Origin of the sequence: Caldimonas caldifontis (genome assembly GCF_002930615.1) — a bacterium.
In the GTDB taxonomy this organism is placed as follows: Bacteria; Pseudomonadota; Gammaproteobacteria; order Burkholderiales; family Burkholderiaceae_C; genus Caldimonas; species Caldimonas caldifontis.
Genome location: NZ_PSNX01000006.1, coordinates 81,145 through 98,455, shown reverse-complemented (window position 1 = coordinate 98,455; position 17,311 = coordinate 81,145). Strand labels below are relative to the sequence as shown.

At 69.4% G+C, this 17,311-nt stretch carries 18 protein-coding genes; 7 read left to right on the top strand and 11 right to left on the bottom strand.

What is annotated here, in order from left to right; genetic code table 11:
• The first annotated feature begins 6 nt into the window (after positions 1–6).
• From gspE to C1704_RS08275, 3 genes are all read left to right on the top strand, one after another.
• Positions 7–1,428 (top strand): type II secretion system ATPase GspE, encoded by a 1,422-nt coding sequence (gene gspE / locus C1704_RS08285; protein WP_104302253.1) that lies wholly within the window; start codon positions 7–9, stop codon positions 1,426–1,428.
• A gap of 3 nt (positions 1,429–1,431) precedes the next feature.
• A complete protein-coding gene (gene gspF, locus C1704_RS08280) occupies positions 1,432–2,646 on the top strand; it encodes a type II secretion system inner membrane protein GspF (protein WP_104302252.1) in 1,215 nt (404 codons plus the stop codon).
• Positions 2,647–2,820: 174 nt separating this feature from the next.
• Positions 2,821–3,813, top strand: a complete 993-nt coding sequence (locus C1704_RS08275) for an AAA family ATPase (RefSeq protein ID WP_104302251.1) — start codon at positions 2,821–2,823, stop codon at positions 3,811–3,813.
• An 11-nt stretch (positions 3,814–3,824) separates the two neighbouring features.
• Here the strand turns inward: C1704_RS08275 and pobA are convergent, their stop codons facing one another.
• Positions 3,825–5,003 carry a 4-hydroxybenzoate 3-monooxygenase gene (gene pobA / locus C1704_RS08270; protein WP_104302250.1) on the bottom strand — a complete coding sequence of 393 codons (1,179 nt, stop codon included), beginning with the start codon at positions 5,001–5,003 and terminating at the stop codon, positions 3,825–3,827.
• A gap of 105 nt (positions 5,004–5,108) precedes the next feature.
• Between pobA and C1704_RS08265 the strand changes: the two genes are divergently transcribed.
• Positions 5,109–6,041: a helix-turn-helix domain-containing protein gene (locus C1704_RS08265; RefSeq protein ID WP_170064654.1), complete on the top strand. Its 933-nt coding sequence runs from the start codon at positions 5,109–5,111 to the stop codon at positions 6,039–6,041.
• Here C1704_RS08265 and C1704_RS08260 read toward each other — a convergent pair.
• The 4 genes from C1704_RS08260 to C1704_RS08245 are packed head-to-tail and all read right to left on the bottom strand — an operon-like array spanning position 6,019 to position 8,778.
• Positions 6,019–6,633, bottom strand: a complete 615-nt coding sequence (locus C1704_RS08260; protein ID WP_104302248.1) for a DUF4136 domain-containing protein — start codon at positions 6,631–6,633, stop codon at positions 6,019–6,021. The two genes, C1704_RS08265 and C1704_RS08260, sit on opposite strands and share 23 nt — an antisense overlap.
• Positions 6,634–6,639: 6 nt before the next feature.
• On the bottom strand, positions 6,640–7,557 hold the full coding sequence (ttcA, locus tag C1704_RS08255) for a tRNA 2-thiocytidine(32) synthetase TtcA (protein ID WP_104302247.1): 918 nt from the start codon (positions 7,555–7,557) through the stop codon (positions 6,640–6,642).
• Positions 7,554–7,952 carry a dihydroneopterin aldolase gene (locus C1704_RS08250; RefSeq protein WP_104302246.1) on the bottom strand — a complete coding sequence of 133 codons (399 nt, stop codon included), beginning with the start codon at positions 7,950–7,952 and terminating at the stop codon, positions 7,554–7,556. The genes ttcA and C1704_RS08250 overlap by 4 nt, the downstream gene beginning before the upstream one ends.
• 1 nt (position 7,953) lies before the next feature.
• A complete protein-coding gene (locus C1704_RS08245; protein WP_104302245.1) occupies positions 7,954–8,778 on the bottom strand; it encodes an SDR family oxidoreductase in 825 nt (274 codons plus the stop codon).
• 23 nt (positions 8,779–8,801) lie between these two features.
• On the opposite strand from C1704_RS08245, the gene C1704_RS08240 reads away from it, so the two are divergent.
• Positions 8,802–9,920, top strand: coding sequence for a class I SAM-dependent methyltransferase (locus C1704_RS08240; RefSeq protein ID WP_104302244.1), 1,119 nt, complete (start codon positions 8,802–8,804; stop codon positions 9,918–9,920).
• 9 nt (positions 9,921–9,929) lie between these two features.
• On the top strand, positions 9,930–10,124 hold the full coding sequence (locus C1704_RS08235) for a DUF2905 domain-containing protein (protein WP_104302243.1): 195 nt from the start codon (positions 9,930–9,932) through the stop codon (positions 10,122–10,124).
• A 21-nt stretch (positions 10,125–10,145) separates the two neighbouring features.
• Here the strand turns inward: C1704_RS08235 and C1704_RS08230 are convergent, their stop codons facing one another.
• The 5 genes from C1704_RS08230 to C1704_RS08210 all read right to left on the bottom strand — a co-directional run bounded on the left by C1704_RS08230 (position 10,146) and on the right by C1704_RS08210 (position 15,650).
• Complete coding sequence (locus C1704_RS08230; protein ID WP_104302242.1) at positions 10,146–10,526, bottom strand: hypothetical protein; 381 nt, start codon at positions 10,524–10,526, stop codon at positions 10,146–10,148.
• Positions 10,527–10,620: 94 nt separating this feature from the next.
• Positions 10,621–11,841: a multifunctional CCA addition/repair protein gene (locus C1704_RS08225; protein ID WP_104302241.1), complete on the bottom strand. Its 1,221-nt coding sequence runs from the start codon at positions 11,839–11,841 to the stop codon at positions 10,621–10,623.
• Between the two features lie 25 nt (positions 11,842–11,866).
• Complete coding sequence (locus tag C1704_RS08220) at positions 11,867–12,556, bottom strand: glutathione S-transferase family protein (protein WP_104302240.1); 690 nt, start codon at positions 12,554–12,556, stop codon at positions 11,867–11,869.
• An 86-nt stretch (positions 12,557–12,642) separates the two neighbouring features.
• On the bottom strand, positions 12,643–13,602 hold the full coding sequence (locus tag C1704_RS08215) for a complex I NDUFA9 subunit family protein (RefSeq protein ID WP_104302239.1): 960 nt from the start codon (positions 13,600–13,602) through the stop codon (positions 12,643–12,645).
• A gap of 23 nt (positions 13,603–13,625) precedes the next feature.
• Positions 13,626–15,650, bottom strand: coding sequence for a lytic transglycosylase domain-containing protein (locus C1704_RS08210; RefSeq protein ID WP_104302238.1), 2,025 nt, complete (start codon positions 15,648–15,650; stop codon positions 13,626–13,628).
• 7 nt (positions 15,651–15,657) lie between these two features.
• On the opposite strand from C1704_RS08210, the gene C1704_RS08205 reads away from it, so the two are divergent.
• Positions 15,658–16,236 (top strand): 5-formyltetrahydrofolate cyclo-ligase, encoded by a 579-nt coding sequence (locus tag C1704_RS08205; protein ID WP_104302237.1) that lies wholly within the window; start codon positions 15,658–15,660, stop codon positions 16,234–16,236.
• 12 nt (positions 16,237–16,248) lie between these two features.
• Here C1704_RS08205 and C1704_RS08200 read toward each other — a convergent pair whose 3' ends face one another.
• Positions 16,249–17,211 (bottom strand): LysR substrate-binding domain-containing protein, encoded by a 963-nt coding sequence (locus C1704_RS08200; protein ID WP_104302236.1) that lies wholly within the window; start codon positions 17,209–17,211, stop codon positions 16,249–16,251.
• Between the last annotated feature and the right edge of the window lie 100 nt (positions 17,212–17,311).

Below are 17,311 nucleotides of genomic sequence, written 5' to 3'. Positions count from 1 at the left end.
GCCACCATGGGTGCCCGCCATCCCCTGCCCTACGCCTTCGCCAAGGCGCACTGCGTGCTGCTGGAAGACGACGGCGAGCGCCTGACCCTCTGGGCCGACGCCAACGCCAGCGCCCCGGTGCTGTCGGAGGTGCTGCGCCATTTCCAGATCGACAGCTTCGAGCATGAGCCCCAGGCCAGTCTCGCCCAGCGCATCGCGGCCGCCTACGCCGGCGGCGAGTCGAGTGCCGCCGCGGTGGTGGGCGAGGTCGAGAGTGCCGTGGACCTTTCGCGCATGATGCAGGACCTGCCCGCGGTGGAGGACCTGCTGGAGGCCGCCAACGACGCCCCCATCATCCGCATGCTCAACGCCCTGCTCACGCAGGCCGCCAAGGACGGCGCGAGCGACATCCACATCGAACCCTATGAGCGCAGCTCGTCGGTGCGCTTTCGCGTGGATGGTTCGCTGCGCGAGGTGGTGCAACCCAACAAGGCCCTGCATGCCGCGCTGATCTCGCGCCTGAAGATCATGGCCGAGCTCGACATCGCCGAGAAGCGCCTGCCGCAGGACGGCCGCATCTCGCTGCGCATCGGCGGGCGTGGCGTGGACGTGCGGGTGTCCACCCTGCCCTCGGCCCATGGCGAACGCGCCGTGCTGCGCCTGCTCGACAAAGGCGACACCCGCTTCAGCCTGGAAAGCCTGGGCATGGGCGGCGACACGCTGCAGCGCTTCTCGCGCCTGATCGAGCAGCCTCACGGCATCGTGCTGGTCACCGGCCCCACCGGCTCGGGCAAGACCACCACGCTGTACGCGGCACTCGGCCGCGTGGACACCTCCACCACCAACGTGCTCACGGTGGAAGACCCGGTCGAGTACGAGCTGCCCGGCATCGGCCAGACGCAGGTCAACGCCCGCATCGACCTCACCTTCGCCAAGGCCCTGCGCGCCATCCTGCGCCAGGATCCGGACGTGATCATGATCGGCGAGATCCGCGACTTCGAGACCGCGCAGATCGCCGTGCAGGCCTCGCTCACCGGCCACCTCGTGCTGGCCACGCTGCACACCAACGACGCGCCCTCGGCCGTCACCCGCCTGATCGACATGGGCATCGAGCCCTTCCTGCTGAGCTCCAGCCTGCTGGGCGTGCTGGCCCAGCGCCTGGTGCGCAAGCTGTGCCCGCATTGCAAACGCCAGGACGACGCAGGCCGCTGGCACCCGGTGGGCTGCAAGGAATGCGGCATGACGGGTTACAAGGGCCGCACGGGCGTGTACGAGCTGATGGTGGCCGACGACAAGGTGCGCGCCCTCATCCACAGCCGCGCCGCCGAATCGCAGATCTTCGTGGCCGCCGAGCAGGGCGGCCTGCGCACCATGCGCGAAGACGGCGAGCGGCTCGTGCAGGCCGGCGTCACCTCGCTGGAAGAAGTGTTGCGCGTGACGCGGGACTGACCGATGCCCGCCTACAAGTTCGAAGCCCTCGATGCCGCCGGGCGCACCAGCACCGGCCTGATCGAGGCCGACAATGCCAAGGCCGCCCGCGCCCAGTTGCGCGCGCAAAAGCTCGTGCCCCTGTCGGTGACCACGGTCAGCGCCGCCGCCAACGACGCCGGCACCCTCCGCTTGCGCGGCAAGGTCTTCAGCTCCACCGCCCTGGCCATCTGGACGCGCCAGTTGGCCGGGCTGGTCGGCTCGGGCCTGCCCCTGGAACGCGCGCTCACTGCGCTGGCCGACGAGGCCGAAGACCCGCGTCAGCGCGAGCTGGTGGCGCACCTGCGCAGCGAGGTGAATGCCGGCTCGTCCTTCGCCAAGGCCCTGGGCACCGCACCGCGCGAGTTCGACGACATCTACCGCGCCGTGGTGGCGGCTGGCGAGCAGAGCGGTGGGCTGGGTCTGGTGCTGGAGAAGCTCGCCGACGACCTGGAGGAACGCCAGGCCCTGAAGGCCAAGCTGATCGCAGCGGCCCTCTACCCCGCCATCGTCTCGCTGGTGGCGGTGGTCATCGTGATCTTCCTCGTCACCTATGTGGTGCCGCAGGTGGCCTCGGTGTTCACCAGCAGCAAGCGCGCCCTGCCCTGGCTCACGGTGGCCATGCTGGCCATCAGCGACTTCGTGCGGCACTGGGGGTGGCTGGCCGCGCTGGGTGCGGCGGGTGGCGGCATGCTGCTGGCTTTCAGCCTGCGCAACGAGACCTTCCGCGAAAGCTTCGACGCGGCCTGGTTGGGCCTGCCGCTGCTGGGCCGGCTCTCACGCGGCTACAACGCGGCGCGCTTTGCCGGCACGCTGGCCATGCTGGCCGGCGCGGGCGTGCCCATCCTGAAGGCCTTGCAAGCGGCGGCCGAAACGCTGAGCAACCGCGCGATGCGAGCCGATGCGCTGGATGCCCTGGTGCAGGTGCGCGAAGGCGCCCCTCTGGCCTCGGCGCTGGCGGCCAAGAAGCGCTTCCCGGGCCTGCTGGCCATGTTCGCCCGCCTGGGCGAACAGACCGGCACCCTGCACACCATGCTGGCGCGCGCAGCGAACCAGCTCGGCCAGGAAGTGCAGCGCCGTGCGATGCAGCTGGCCACCATCCTGGAGCCGCTGCTCATCGTGGCGATGGGCGTGATCGTGATGCTGATCGTGCTGGCCGTCCTCTTGCCGATCATCCAACTGAACACCTGGGTCAACTAGACCCACCCCCTACGTGGTGTCTGCTGGCCCCTGCGATGTGATGGGGTTCACATTGGGGCTCCGTAGGCACGGTTCGTGCTGGCAACAGGCGGGGGTTTCCCCGTTTGTTTGACGGTTGGCTCACGGTAGTCTTTGCTGCAATGAGTTGACCGGCCTAAGCAGTGGAGGTTGCCGATGAGCTCGCATGAACTGGTCCCCGTGCGGGACACCACCATCCCGATTGCGCACATGCGCAGTGTCTACCGCGTCAGCGACGTGGAGCGCCGGCTGGACAAGCTGCCGCAGAAGGAACACGAACACCTGCGCGCCACCTACGAGCGCATGCTCGAACGGGGCCCGGAGCGCTTCCAGGTGAAGCCCTCGGGCCTGCCGGTGATGGCCCCGCTCTACGACGAACTGCCCAACTTCACCGAGGTGCTCGACGACGTGAAGCGCCAGCTCGCACTGTGCGAGGACAGCCGCGATGCCCTGGAGATCACGCCCATGCTCTTGCTGGGCCCCCCCGGGGTGGGCAAGACCCACTTCGCGCGGCGACTCTCACAGTTGCTGGGCACGGGCCTGGGCTTCGTGGCGATGAGTTCGCTCACGGCGGGCTGGGTGCTCTCGGGCGCTTCCTCGCAATGGAAGGGCGCGCGCGCGGGCAAGGTCTTCGAGACCCTGGTAGACGGGCAGTACGCCAACCCGGTGATGGTGGTGGACGAGATCGACAAGGCCACGGCCGAATCGGCCTACGATCCGCTCGGGTCGCTCTACAGCCTGCTCGAACACGACACCGCTGGCGCCTTCACCGATGAATTTGCCGAGGTGCCCATCGACGCCAGCCAGGTGATCTGGGTGGCCACGGCCAACGACGAGCGCGCCATCCCCGAGCCCATCCTCAACCGCATGAACGTCTACAGCGTGCCCGCGCCCGACCGCGAGGCGGCGCGCAAGATCGCGTTGCGGCTGTATGTGGCGATCCGCGGCGAGCATGACTGGGGTTCGCGCTTCGACCCCGAACCCACTGAAGCCGTGCTGGAGCGCTTTGCCGACATGGCACCGCGCGAGATGCGCCGCGCCTGGATGACGGCCTTCGGCAACGCCAAGCTCGAGCGCCGCGTGCGCATCGAGGTGCGCGACCTGCCGGAGACGGGGCCGCGCAAGACGGCGATCGGTTTCGTGCACTGACGCCCGAGGGCTCAGTCCTCGAACGGCAGCCCCACGTAGTTCTCGGCCAGCGCGGTGGACGCCGCGCGCGAGCCCACCAGGTAGTCGAGCTCGGCCTCCTGGATCTTGCGGCCGAAGCTGCCGTTGTCGGGGAAGTGGTGCAGCAGGCTCGTCATGTGCCACGAGAAGCGCTCGGCCTTCCAGATGCGGCGCAGGCACTTTTCGGAATAGTGGTCGATGCCGGCGGCGGTCTTGTCCTGGTAGAACTCGATCAATGCGCGTGAAAGGTAGCGCACGTCCGAGGCGGCCAGGTTCAGGCCCTTGGCGCCCGTGGGCGGCACGATGTGGGCCGCGTCGCCGGCCAGGAAGAGGCGGCCGAAGCGCATGGGTTCGGCCACGAAGCTGCGCAGCGGGGCGATGCTCTTTTCGATGGAGGGGCCGGTCACCAGCGATTCGGCGGCCTCGGGGTCGAGACGACGGCGCAGTTCGTCCCAGAAGCGGTCGTCGCTCCAGTCCTCCACCTTCTCGTCCAGCGACACCTGCACGTAGTGGCGGCTGCGCGTGGGGCTGCGCATGCTGCACAACGCGAAGCCGCGCTCGTGGTGCGTGTAGATCAGTTCATCGCTCACCGGCGGGGTGTCGGAGAGGATGCCCAGCCAGCCGAAGGGGTAGACGCGCTCGAAGGTCTGGATGGCGCTGCCCGGCACGCTGGCGCGGCTCACGCCGTGGTAGCCGTCGCAGCCGGCGATGAAGTCGCATTCGATCTCGTGCGTGGCACCGTCCTTTTCGTAGCGCACCCGCGGGCGGTGCCCGTCGAAATCGTGCAGGCTCACGTGGGCCGCCTCGTACACCGTCTTCAGTCCGGCCGCGGCGCGGGCGTCCATCAGGTCGCGGGTGATCTCGGTCTGGCCGTACACGCGCACCGTCTTGCCGCCGGTCAAGTCGGTCATGTCGATGCGGTGACGGGCCCCCTTGAAGCACAGCTCGATGCCGTGGTGCACCAGGCCTTCCTTGTGCATGCGCGCGCCCACCCCGGCTTCGTCCAGCAGGTCCTGCGTGATCTGTTCGATGATGCCGGCGCGGATGCGGCCCAGCACGTAGTCGGGGCTGCGCTGCTCCACGATCACGGCATCGATGCCGGCCTTGTGCAGCAACTGGCCCAGCAGCAGGCCCGACGGGCCGGCGCCGATGATGGCAACTTGCACGCGCATGAGGAGTCTCCTGTGTCCGAGGTGCGTCTTGAGTTGCCTCAAGCTTAGTGAGGGCTTGACACCGTGGAAATGGACGCCCCCGACAAACACTTGCACAATCCGAACATGGCCACCCGGGTTCCTACCTATGCGCTCTATGGCGAGCGGGACCAGCCGCTGATACCGGAAAGCCTGCACGTCGAATCGATCGCCCAGCGCAGCCGCCTGTACGACTGGGAGATCCGCCCGCATCGCCATGACCTTTTCGCACAGCTGCTGTGCCTGCGCACCGGCAGCGGCGAGGTGGTGTTCGACGACGAACGGCGGGCCTACACCGCGCCCTGCGCGATCTTCGTGCCGGCCTTGTCGGTGCACGGGTTCCGCTTCTCCAGCGACACCGACGGCGTGATCGTCACGGTGGTGGCGCAGCGGCTGCAGGCTCTGCTGGCGGCCGAACCCGAGCTCGAAGCGCGGCTGGCGCAGGCGCACTGCCTCACCTTTACGCCGCATGCGCCGGCCTTCAAGGCCCTGGACGCCGCCGTGCGAGCCCTGACGGCCGAAGCCCAGGGCCACGCGGCCTGGCGCATGACGGCCTTGACGGCCGCCCTGAGCATGGTGCTGGTGCACCTGGGTCGGGCCCTGGATGCCGCCGGAGCCCAGGGGGCCGAACACCCGCCGCGCAGCCTTCTGCACGTGCAGCGCTTCCGCGCGCTGGTGGAGCAGCACTACCGCGAGCAGCATCCGCTGGCCTTCTACGCCGACCAGCTGGGCATCACCACCACCCAGCTCAACCGCGTGTGCCGCGAGGTGCTGCGCACCTCGGCGCTGGGTGCCGTGCATGAGCGCCTGCTGCTGGAGGCCAAGCGCGACCTGGCCTATGCCCAGCTGAGCGTGAAGGAGATCGCCCTGACCCTGGGCTTTGCCGACGCCGCCTACTTCACGCGCTTCTTCACGCGGCACACCGGCCTGTCGCCGCGACGCTTCCGCGACCTGGCCCGGCGCCAGCTGGCCGGCGCCGCACCGGCCGAGACCCCGCTCAGCGAGGAATCTCGATCCTGACGCGGCGCGGACTCAGGGCGGGCTGGGGGAAGTCCTTCAGGGCCGCCTCGAACAGCGTGGCGCGCACCGCCTCATCGGCCCAGCGGCCATCGTGGCGGGCGCGGGTTTCATACAGCACCTGCTGGGTGCGCGCATCGCGGATGAGCACCGACACGTCGCGCACATAGTAGGGCTGGGGCACGCTGAAGCTGAGCCCCAGGCTGGCGCCCCGGTGGTAGCGCCCGCCATAGAAGAGCCCGGTGTTCCAGCCCCAGGGGTAGGGGTCGTCCCAGGGGGCGCGGTCGTAGCGCGTGAGCGCGCTGGCCACCTGCACGAGGAACTCGGCCGAGGCACCGTTGGCGGCCAGCGTGAAGCCCGCCTGCTGCAGGGCGGGCAGCGCCGCGGCTTCCACGGCGTCCTGCTCGGCCGCCTGGGCCTGCTGTGACGGCAGGCGCTCAAAGCGGAAGCTGCCCGGGGCCCGCGTGGTGGGCCACTGGGAATAGCTGTTCACGTCGCTTTCGATGAGCCGCACGCTCGCGCAGCCGCTGAGCACCAGCAGCGCACCCAGGGCCCACAGCATCTTCCAGCGCATCGTCGATATCTCCCAGTCCATGCACAGTCAGCGATCGGCGGGCCACTGCACCACCGCGGTGGACGGCGTGCCGCAGTCCTCGTCCTCGTCGAAGGCCTTGTCGCCGCCGGCATCGGCCACTCCCGTGGGTTGGAGGCCGGCGAACGGGTAGAGGTTCCGGTCCATCAGGTGCGAGGGCACCACCGTCTGCAGAGCCGAGAACATGTTCTCGATGCGGCCGGGGTACTTCTTCTGCCACTCGCGCAGCATCGCCCCCACCTGCTTGCGCTGCAGGTTTTCCTGACTGCCGCACAGGTCGCAGGGGATGATGGGGAACTGACGGTGCTCGGCCCAGGCGGCCAGGTCGTGCTCGGGCACGTAGGCCAGCGGGCGGATCACGATGTGCTTGCCGTCGTCGCTCACCAGCTTGGGCGGCATGCCCTTGAGCTTGCCGCCGAAGAACATGTTGAGGAAGAAGGTCTGCAGCATGTCGTCGCGGTGGTGGCCGAGCGCGATCTTGGTGGCCCCCAGTTCGCCCGCCACGCGGTAGAGGATGCCGCGGCGCAGGCGCGAGCACAGGCTGCAGGTGGTCTTGCCCTCGGGGATCAGGCGCTTGACGATGGAATAGGTGTCCTGCTCCTCGATGTGGAAGTCCACGCCGCGGCTCTTGAGGTATTCCGGCAGCACATGGGCCGGAAAACCCGGCTGCTTCTGGTCGAGGTTGACGGCCACCAGGTCGAAATGCACCGGCGCGCGCTGCTTGAGGTTGATCAGGATGTCGAGCAGGGCATGGCTGTCCTTGCCGCCGGACATGCACACCATGACCTTGTCGCCCGGCTCGATCATGTGGAAGTCGGCGATCGCCTGGCCCACCAGTCGGTGCAGGCGCTTGCTGAGCTTGTTGGCCTCGAAGGCCAGCTTCTCGGCGGTCTTGCCACTCTGGCGCTCGTCCAGCACGGTGCTCATGCCATCTCCTTGACGCGGAACACCTCCACCCCGACGGCATCGCAGTCAGGATAGACGTCGGGCTTTTCGGTGGACACCCGCGCAGCCTTCACCTGCGGGTGAGCCATCATCAGGCCGACCACATCGTCGCACAAGGTTTCCTGCAAATGGATATGGCCTTGCGACACGCGCTGCGCAATGGTGCGGCGGATGAAGTCGTAGTCCAGCACTTCCTCGAGCTGATCGGCCTTGGGCGTGCTGGTGGCCAGCGGCACGTAGAGTTCCACGTTGATCAGCACGCGCTGCTCACCGCGCTTCTCGAAGTCGTGCACGCCGATGTTGATCCACACCTCGTAGTTGCGCAGGAAGAGCCGGCGGCAGTCCATCAGGCTCGGGTGGTTCAGCAGGGATTGCATGTCAGTCTTTCGAGGAAGCGTCGCCGTGGCGCGCGATGAACATCACGTCGCGCGGCTGGGCGCTCAGGTGCTGGCCGCCATCGACCAGCAAGGTGGTGCCCGTGATGGCGGGAGCGTTCAACGCGAAACGCACCGCCTGGGCAATGTCTTCGGGGGTGGACGAACGCTGCAGCGGGGTCATGCGGTGTGAGGCCGCGAACTCGGCCTCGTTCATGGCGCCCGACAGCAGCGTCACGCCCGGGGCCACGCCCACCACCCGCACTGTGGGCGCCAGGGCCTGGGCCAGCAGGGTGGTGGCCGACTCCAGCGCGGCCTTCGACAGGGTGTAGGCGAAGTAGTCGGGGTTGGGGTTCCACAGCTTCTGGTCGAGCAGGTTGACCACACAGCCGCGCCGGCCGCCGCCCGCCAGGTGCTGCGCCAGGGCCTGCGCCAGCAGCACCGGGGCCGCGGTGTTGACACGCCAGTGGCGTTCCATCGAGGCCATGTCCACGCTCAGGGCGTCGTCATAGTCGAAGCGCGAAGCGTTGTTGACCACGGCATCGAGCCGCCCGAGCGCGGCCACCGCCTGCGGCACCAGGGCGCGGCAGGCGGCTTCGTCGGCGAGGTCGGCCGCCAGCACGGCCACACGCGCGCCGGCGTCGCGCCAGGACGCTGCCGCTTCCTCCGCCTCCTCCACCGAGGCACGGTGGTGCAGCGCGATGTCCCAGCCATGGGCCGCCAGGTCGGACGCGATGGCCCGGCCCAGGCGGCGTGCCGCGCCGGTCACCAGCGCCACAGGGCGGGCGGGGCGGCCGGACGGATCGGAGGGCTTTGGAGAAGCGGACATGGACGGCTACCTACAATGCCGCGATGCAGACCAAGGAATCCGCCAGTGTAGCGGCCGCCCTGTCGGAGCGCCTGCGCGAGGCCATTGCCGCCGATGGCGGCTGGTGGGGCTTCGACCGCTTCATGGCCGCAGCCCTCTACACGCCGGGTCTGGGCTACTACGCCAACGACCGCCGCAAGTTCGGCACCATGCCGCACAGCGGCAGCGACTTCGTCACCGCCCCCGAGCTGACGCCGCTGTTCGGCCAGGCCCTGGCCCGTCAGCTGCGTCAGGCCCTGGTGGCCAGTGGCACGGCCGAGATCTGGGAGTTCGGGGCGGGCTCCGGCGCCCTGGCCAGCCAGATCCTGGGCGCCCTGGGGCCAGCCGTGAGCGCCTATCACATCGTCGATCTGTCGGGCAGCCTGCGCGAGCGCCAGCATGACCGCCTGGCCGCCGAGCGGCCCGAGCATCTGGCGCGCGTGCACTGGCACGACCGTCTGCCCGACACGATGCGCGGCGTGGTCATCGGCAACGAGGTGCTCGATGCGATGCCCGTGCAGCTGCTGCATTTCGATGGCCGCCAATGGCTGGAGCGTGGCGTGGCGATCGATGGCGAACGCCTCACCTGGGCCGACCGGCCCACCGAGCTGCGCCCACCCGTGGAGGCGGCCTTCGTGCCCGGCACCGTCACCGAGATCCACCCCCAGGCCGAGGCCTTCGTGCGCACCCTGGCCGCGCACCTGACGCGCGGCGTGATCTTCCTCCTCGACTACGGCTTCCCCGAGGACGAGTACTACCTGCCCCAGCGCCACGGCGGCACGCTGATGTGCCACCGCGCCCACCGCGCCGACCCGGACCCGCTGGTGGACGTGGGCGAGAAAGACATCACCGCCCATGTGAACTTCACCGGCATCGCCCTGGCCGCGCAGGACGCCGGGCTGGACGTGCTGGGCTACACCTCGCAGGGGCACTTCCTGCTCAACTGCGGGCTGCTGGAACTCATCCCCGACGGCGACCTGCGCGCCACCGCGGCGGTGCAAAAGCTGGTCAACGAACACGAGATGGGCGAGCTTTTCAAGGTCATCGCCTTCTCGCGCGGCGTGGACACCCGCCACTTCGAGCCCCTGGGCTTTGCCCACGGCGACCGCACCCATCGGCTCTGAGGCCCCCCAATGCTGCGCTGGCTGCTCGTCATCCTCCTGGCCCTGATCGTCTTCAACGGCCTGAGCCACTGGCTGCGCAAGATCGGCCTGGGCCGCCTGCCCGGCGACTTCCACTTCAAGCTCGGCGGCCGCGAATGGCACCTGCCCATCGCCACCGCCGTGCTGCTGAGCTTCATCGCGATGGCGATCGGGAAGTTTGTCTAGCCCTGTGGGTGATTCAGGGGCTCAATAGTCGATCGGCCACCGGTGCCCGCACTGGCGGCATCGCACCTGCAGGCGCTGCTGGGCTTCGTCGTGCTCCTCGAGGGTCCAGCGGGCGTAGGTCTGGCAGTCGGGACAGTTGGCCTGGTTGGCCACCTGTTCGGCGTGCATCAACAGGTAGAGGTAACGGCGCAGCGCCCACACGCCGATGAGGGCGCTGGCAGCGGCGCACAGGCCGATCCAGAGCTGTTCGGGCACCGGCGCACTGCGCTCGTAGGCTTCGGCGCTGCCCAGCAGGCCCAGGGCCGAGAAGAGCAGCAGCACGAGGTGGAGGTGGCTCTGGATGAGCTCGCGCTCGTACCACTTGCGAAAGCCGAGCCGCTGGATCGTCTGCGCCACCTTCATCGCACACCCCCTGGGGTCGGCTCGCACGCGCCAGCCGAAGCGCCCATCATCCCACCAGCCAGCGACCCCTGCGCTGAGTCGGGAATGCGCCGGGTCAGACGGCGTCGGCCACGGCGCGCACCCGGGCCTCGTGAATGAGTTTGGCGATCTGCGGGCCCTGCTGGCCGCGTTCCTGGGCCTCGCGCGCGATGTCGGCCGTGACCACCTGCTGGGCCGCGCGCAGCACGTGCAACAGCAGTTCACCCTGGGGGTAGTCCTGTTCACCCAGGCCCAGGCGGCCGCGGGCATCGCATTCACAGGCCAGCACGATCTCGGCGAAGCGCTCGGGCTTGCGGAAGGCATCGCAGCGCTCCAGCAGGCGCACCAGCGCGGCCGCCCCCAGCTCGCCGCTGCGGTGGATGTTGCCGTGTTCGCGCGCCACCACCTCGGCCAGTTCGCGGCATTCGGTGGGCACGCGCAGGCGCTGGCAGACCTCGCGCAGCAGGCCCACGCTGCGCTGCTCGTGGCCGATGTGGCGCGGCAGCATGTCGGCCGGCGTGGTGCCCTTGCCCAGGTCGTGCATCAGGCAGGCGAAGCGCACCGGCAGCGAGGCTTTCAGGCGCGCGGCCATGTCCATCACCAGCATGAGGTGCATGCCGGTGTCCACCTCCGGGTGGTATTCGGCGCGCTGGGGCACGCCCCAGAGGCGGTCGACCTCGGGCAGGATGCGCGCAAGCGCGCCGCATTCGCGCAAGACCTCGAACATGCGGGAGGGCTTCTTTTCCATCAGCCCGCGCGAGAGTTCCTGCCACACGCGTTCGGGCACCAGATGGTCGGCCTCGCCATGGGCCACCATCTGGCGCATCAGCATCAGGGTTTCGGCGGCCACGCTGAACTCGGTGAAGCGGGCCGCAAAGCGGGCCACGCGCAGGATGCGCACCGGGTCTTCGGCAAAGGCCGGCGAGGTGTGGCGCAGCACCTGGTCCTGCAGGTCGCGCACCCCACCGAAGGGGTCGATGAGGCGGCCGTCCTCGTCCTCGGCGATGGCGTTGATCGTGAGGTCGCGGCGCTGCAGGTCCTGCTCCAGCGTCACGTCGGTCGCGGTGTGGAAGGTGAAGCCGTGGTAGCCGCGGCCGGTCTTGCGCTCGGTGCGCGCCAGCGCGTATTCCTCGTGGGTCTGGGGATGCAGGAAGACGGGGAAGTCGCGGCCCACGGGCGTGTAGCCGGCCGCGATCATGGCTTCGGGGGTGGCCCCCACCACGACCCAGTCGCGATCGCTGACCGGCAAGCCGAGCAGCCGGTCGCGCACGGCACCGCCGACCATGTAGACCTTCATGGCCGGCAAGTGTAGCGGCGTGGGTTCAGCCGGCGCGGCTCTGGCGGTACGGCTCGTCGAAGTCGAGGAAATCCTGCTCGGCCAGGGCCTCGGCCACCCAGGCCTGCATGGCCGGCAGGGCCTGGATGCGCTCGATGTAGGCCTCCACCGCCGGCGGCACCGGCAGGTCGTAGGTGCGGATGCGGGTGCACACGGGAGCAAAGAAGAGATCCGGGATGGTGACCTCGGCGCCGAAGAGCCAGGGGCCGCCGTGGGCGTCGAGCTGGCCCGTCCACATCTGCACGATGCGCTGCAGGTCGCGCACGACCTCGGGGCGGTTGCGCATCAGCTCGGCGCCCACGGCCGACAGGTCGGCCTCGATGTTCATCGGGCAGTGGCTGCGCAACGCCGAGAACCCGGCGTGCATCTCGGCGCACAGGCTGCGGGCGCGGGCGCGCTGGCGGCGGTCGGTGGGCCACATGCGCTTGTCGGGATGGGCCTCGGCCAGGGTTTCGGCAATGGCCAGGGTGTCCCAGATCGCCAGGTCGCCATCGACCAGCACCGGCACCTGGCCGGTGGGCGTGAGCGACGCCAGGCGGCGCTTGAACTCCGACCCCTCGCTGAAGCTCAGGCGCAGCTTGGTTTCCTCGAAGGGGATGCCGAAATGCGCGAGCAGGAGCCAGGCACGCAGGGACCAGGACGAGTAGTTCTTGTTGCCGATGACGAGTTGCAGCATGGGTCCTCCAGATGAGGCCCCCATGCTAGGGGGCGCCGGTCCGGCGCGCCAATGCCTTCCTTGCATCGGATTGATGCATGCCGGGCTCAACCGCGCCGTGCAAAGGCGCGGAAGTGGTCGTAGCGCTGGCGGGGTTCCTGGCCGGCCAGGTAGGCGGCCGCCACCGAGGGCAGGTCCACCGGCGTGATGCCGAGGGCCTGCAGGCCAGGCAGTTGCCCGCTGGCGACATTCGGCACCCGCATGGAGGCGATGTTGTCACGGCTCATCAGGGGCTCGCCGGGCAGGCACTCCATCACCAGGGCCTGCAACCGCCCCAGCGCCTCGGGCAAAGGCAGCACCGGGCGTGGATGACCCGACAGGCGGCCCGCCAGTCGGACGATGTCGGCCAGCGTGTACACCTGCGGGCCGGCGCACTCGTACGTCTGCCCGATGGTGCCGCGGTCGTCGAGGCAGCGCACCAGGGCACGGGCCACGTCACCCACCCACACGGGCTGGAAGCGTGCCGAAGCCCCCGCCAGGGGCATCAGCGGGAAGATCTTCTGCAGGCGGGCGAACAGGTTGAGGAAGCGGTCTTCGGCACCGAAGATCACCGACGGACGCAGGATCGTGAGCTCCAGCCCGCGCTGGGCCTTGAGCACGGCCTCGCCGGCCGTCTTGGACCGCAGGTAGTTCGACGGCGCCCCCTCGCCCACGCCCAGGGCACTCACGTGCAGCAGGCGTTTCACGCCGGCCTCGGCACAGGCCTGGGCCAGCTGGCGCGGCAGGGCCACGTGCACCTTGTCGAAGTCGGCCGGGCGGCCATGCAGGATGGCCACGAGGTTGATCACCGCATCGCAGCCGGCCACCAGACGGCGCAACTGGGACGCATCATGCACGTCGGCCTGCACCAGCTCGACCGTGGGCAGCATGCGGATGTGCTGGGCCCGCGCCGGGCGGCGGCTGGGCACGAGGATGCGCCCACCCCCGCCGCCATTGCGCTCGACCAGCTGTTCACACACGTGGCGGCCCACAAAGCCGGTGCCACCGAGGACGAGGATCTTGTTCATGTCATGGTTCAGGCTGAAAGGACTCAGGGCAGATCGGCACGTGGCGCGGGCGCAGTGGGCGCGCGCGGGCCGATCGTGGACTCCAGGCGGTCGCGCAGGCGCGGCACCCGGTCGTTCATCAAGGCGTCATAGTAGGTGGCGTTCGACAGGACCTTCTTGACATAGTCGCGGGTCTCGTTGAACGGGATGTTCTCGATCCAGATCGGCGCCTCCAGCACCGGCCCTTCGCGCCAGCGCCTGGGCCGACCAGGCCCGGCGTTGTAGGCAGCCGCACCCAGGGCCAGGGAGCCCTGATCTTCCACGACCAGTTTCAGGTAGCTCATGCCCAGCGTGAGGTTCACGTCGCGGTCGTTGATCATGGACGGCTGGTAGTTCAGCCCGATCTGGCGCGCCGTCCAGCGCGCCGTGGCCGGCATGAGCTGCATCAGGCCGGAGGCGCCCACATGGGAGCGCGCATCCATGATGAAGCGGGACTCCTGGCGAATCAGGCCATACACCACCGCCGGGTCCACGCCGAGCTCACGCGCCTTGAGCACCACCTCGCGACGGAAGGGCATGGGGAAGCGCTGTTCGAAGTTGAACTCGGCCTGGGTGCGCTCGCTGGTGTTGATGCAGCGGTCCCACACCTGGCGGTCGCAGGCCAGCTGGGCGGCGGCCAGCAGCTCCCGATCGCCCATGCGACCGGCCGATGTGAAGTTCAGCGTCCAGTTCCACTCGCGCACGCCCTCGCTGCGCAGGCCCAGCTCGATCAGGCGCAAGGCGCGTTGCAGCCCGGGGTTGCCGGCGGCCCGCTCGCGCTCTTCAGGCGTCAGCGGCGCCGCCGCAGGCGGCAGGGCATGGGGGCGATCCAGCGCCTCGGCCGCCAGCTTGCCGTAGAAGTGGTATTGCCCGGAGAGCTCGTCGAGCAGCGCAAAGGCTTCCCCGCGCAGACGCTCCGACTCGCCGGAGGTGGCCGCCAGCTCCCGCAGCGCGCGGGCCTTCCAGTACATCCAGGTGGGGTCGCGCTGCTCCGAGGGCGACAAGGCCTCGATGGCCTGCAGCACCTGGGGCCAGCGTCCGACACGCAAAGCGGCACGCGCCTTCCACACCAGGGTGTCGTCCGACCAGGAGCGCTCGTCGGCCTTGCGCGCCGCCCGCTGATAGTGGTCGGCCGCTTCGGGCAACAGCCGGATCGCTGCCTGGCGGCCGATGCTGGCCCACACCCAGGACGCCAGATCATCAGGCAGCCAGGCCGCCCAGCGGTCCTGCATCTGGGTGGCCGCCAGGGCGGGGTCGCTGGCCCCAAGGCGGATCAGCGCCAGCGCGGTCAGCTCGGCCAGATCACGCCGGTCGGTGCGCCCGGCGCGCGCCACGTAGCGGGCCGGGTTCTCGTAGAGCTCGTTGAAGTTGATGACGGCCGAGGCGCCCAGCAGTTCCAACGCCTGCCGCACGGCACGAGGCCGGTTCTGGTCGGTCGCCAGACGGGCCTTGCGCCAGACGTCTTCGGCACGCAGCACCCCGGCCGCATAGAGCTGGGTGGCCATGGTGGCGCAGCCGACATCGGCATCGCGCTGCGCGAACCAGGCCTGGCGGGCGGCTTCCCGCACGGACTCGGCGGCCTCGCCATTCTGCTGACGCAGCAACTGCTCATAGCAATGCAACTCGCGGTCGTCGCGCATCCGGAACCGCGGCAGCTCAAGGGCCATCTGGGCCCAGTCGCCGCGGCGACCGAGTTCAAGCAGCCAGTCGTTGCGCAAGCGGTCTTCCACATAGGAGTCCGGCCAGCGGGCGTAGAACGCCGCCAGTTCCTGGGCGCTCGCCTGCGGCAGCCGCAGGTTGAGCTCCCAGTAGTCGATCCAGGGCGTCAGCGGGTGGCGCTGGCTGCGGGCCGTCTTCAGCAGGGCCTGCAGTCGCGCACCATCCTTGCGGCTGTGGGCCTCCTTGGCCTGCTGGGCCAGGTCGCCGCTGCCTTGGGCGTCCACGCGCAGGGGTGCGCAGCCCACGAGCACCACCGCCGCCATGGCCCACAGGGCCCGTCGATAATCGAAGCTCTTCGGAAGAAATCTCATCAAGCAGATGCCTTGGATCACGGAGTCAGGGTCCCTCGACCGGGCCACGTTGCGCCAGCAACTGCTCGAAGCGCGCGAGCGCTTCGTGGCCTCCCCTTCAGGTCCGGCGGCCCATCGGGCCCTGGGGCAGCGCTTGAAAGACGTGCTCGAAGCGCTGGAGCCGCAGGTGCTGGGGCTTTATTGGCCGGTTCGATCCGAATTTAACGCACGGGTTGCATGGGGCGACGACATGACCGTGCTGGCCGACGGGCTGGCCTTGCCTTTTGCGCGCCGCCACCCCCCCACCATGGCTTACCGGCGCTGGGATGGACGTGACGACCCGCCCGTGCGCGACGAGTGCGGCATCCCCAGCACCGAGGGTGCCGTGGTGGTTCCCGACGTGGTGCTCGTGCCCTGCGTCGGGTACACCCGCGAGGGCTACCGCCTGGGCTATGGCGGAGGCTACTTCGACCGCTGGCTGGCCGCGCACCCGGGCGTGACGCCGGTGGGCGTGGCCTGGCACGGCAGCCAGGTGGCCCTGCAGCCGGAGCCCCACGACCAGCCCCTGACCCTCGTCGTCACTGAAGACGAGGTGATCGCGCCGTGAGCCGAGGACCCCTCACCCTGTTTCGCCCAGCGCCTCGCGCGTGAGCGCCGCCTGCGCTTCGATCCAGGCGCAGAACTGAGCCACTTCCGGGCGGGCTCGCGCCTGGGGTGAAGCCAGCAGCCAGTAGGCATGCCGGGTGGTGACCGCGCTGCGGGCGCCGGCAAAGGGCTCCACCAGTTCCCCGCTGCGCAGTGCATCGGCCACCAGCGGCAGCCGGGCCAGCGCCACGCCCTGGCCCGACAGGGCCGACTGCACCTGCTGATAGGTGTAGTTGAAGTAAAGCCAGCGCCGTGGCTGCAAGCCCGACAGGCCACAATGATCGAACCAGGCATGCCAGCTGAGGAAGCCCGACGAGGGACGGCCATCGTCCTCCTCGAGCAGGGTGTGGTGGGCCAGATCGGCAGGCGTCTGCAGCGCCGGCCCCTGGCCGTTGCGGGCGCGCTCGAGCAGCCAGGGGCTCGCCACCGGGGTGAGCGCCTCACCAAAGAGGTGCGTGGCCTGCGGCCCGGCACGCTGCGGGGTGCAGTAGCGCAGGGCCACATCGATGTCCTGGGTTTCCGATTCGATGATCTGGTCGGTGGCACTCACCCGGATGTCGATGTCAGGATGCTCGCGCTGGAAGGCCTCCAGCCGGGGGATCAGCCACAGCGACGCGAAGGAGGCGAAGGTGGTGACCCCCACCACACGACGCCCTCTGGATCGCCGGATCTGGTGCACGGTCGTATCGAGCCGGTCCAGCAGGGGGGCCACCGCGCGCAGCAAGGCCGCACCGGCCACCGTGAGCTCCACATGCCGGGTGCCGCGCACGAACAAGGGGGCCCCCACCTCGTCCTCCAGCCCCTGGATCTGCCGGCTGATGGCCGGCTGGGTCAGGAAGAGCTCCTCGGCGGCCGCCCGGAAGTTGAGATGGCGCGCCACGGCTTCGAAGGCGCGCAGGGCCCCCACGGGCAAAGGACGATGGCGAGGCCTATTCATGACATAAGTGCATCAATGATCCACACCCTTCTCATTGGACCGGGCCACGCACGCCACCTAAGCTATGCCCAACCTGAAGCGAGAGTTCATCATGGATCAG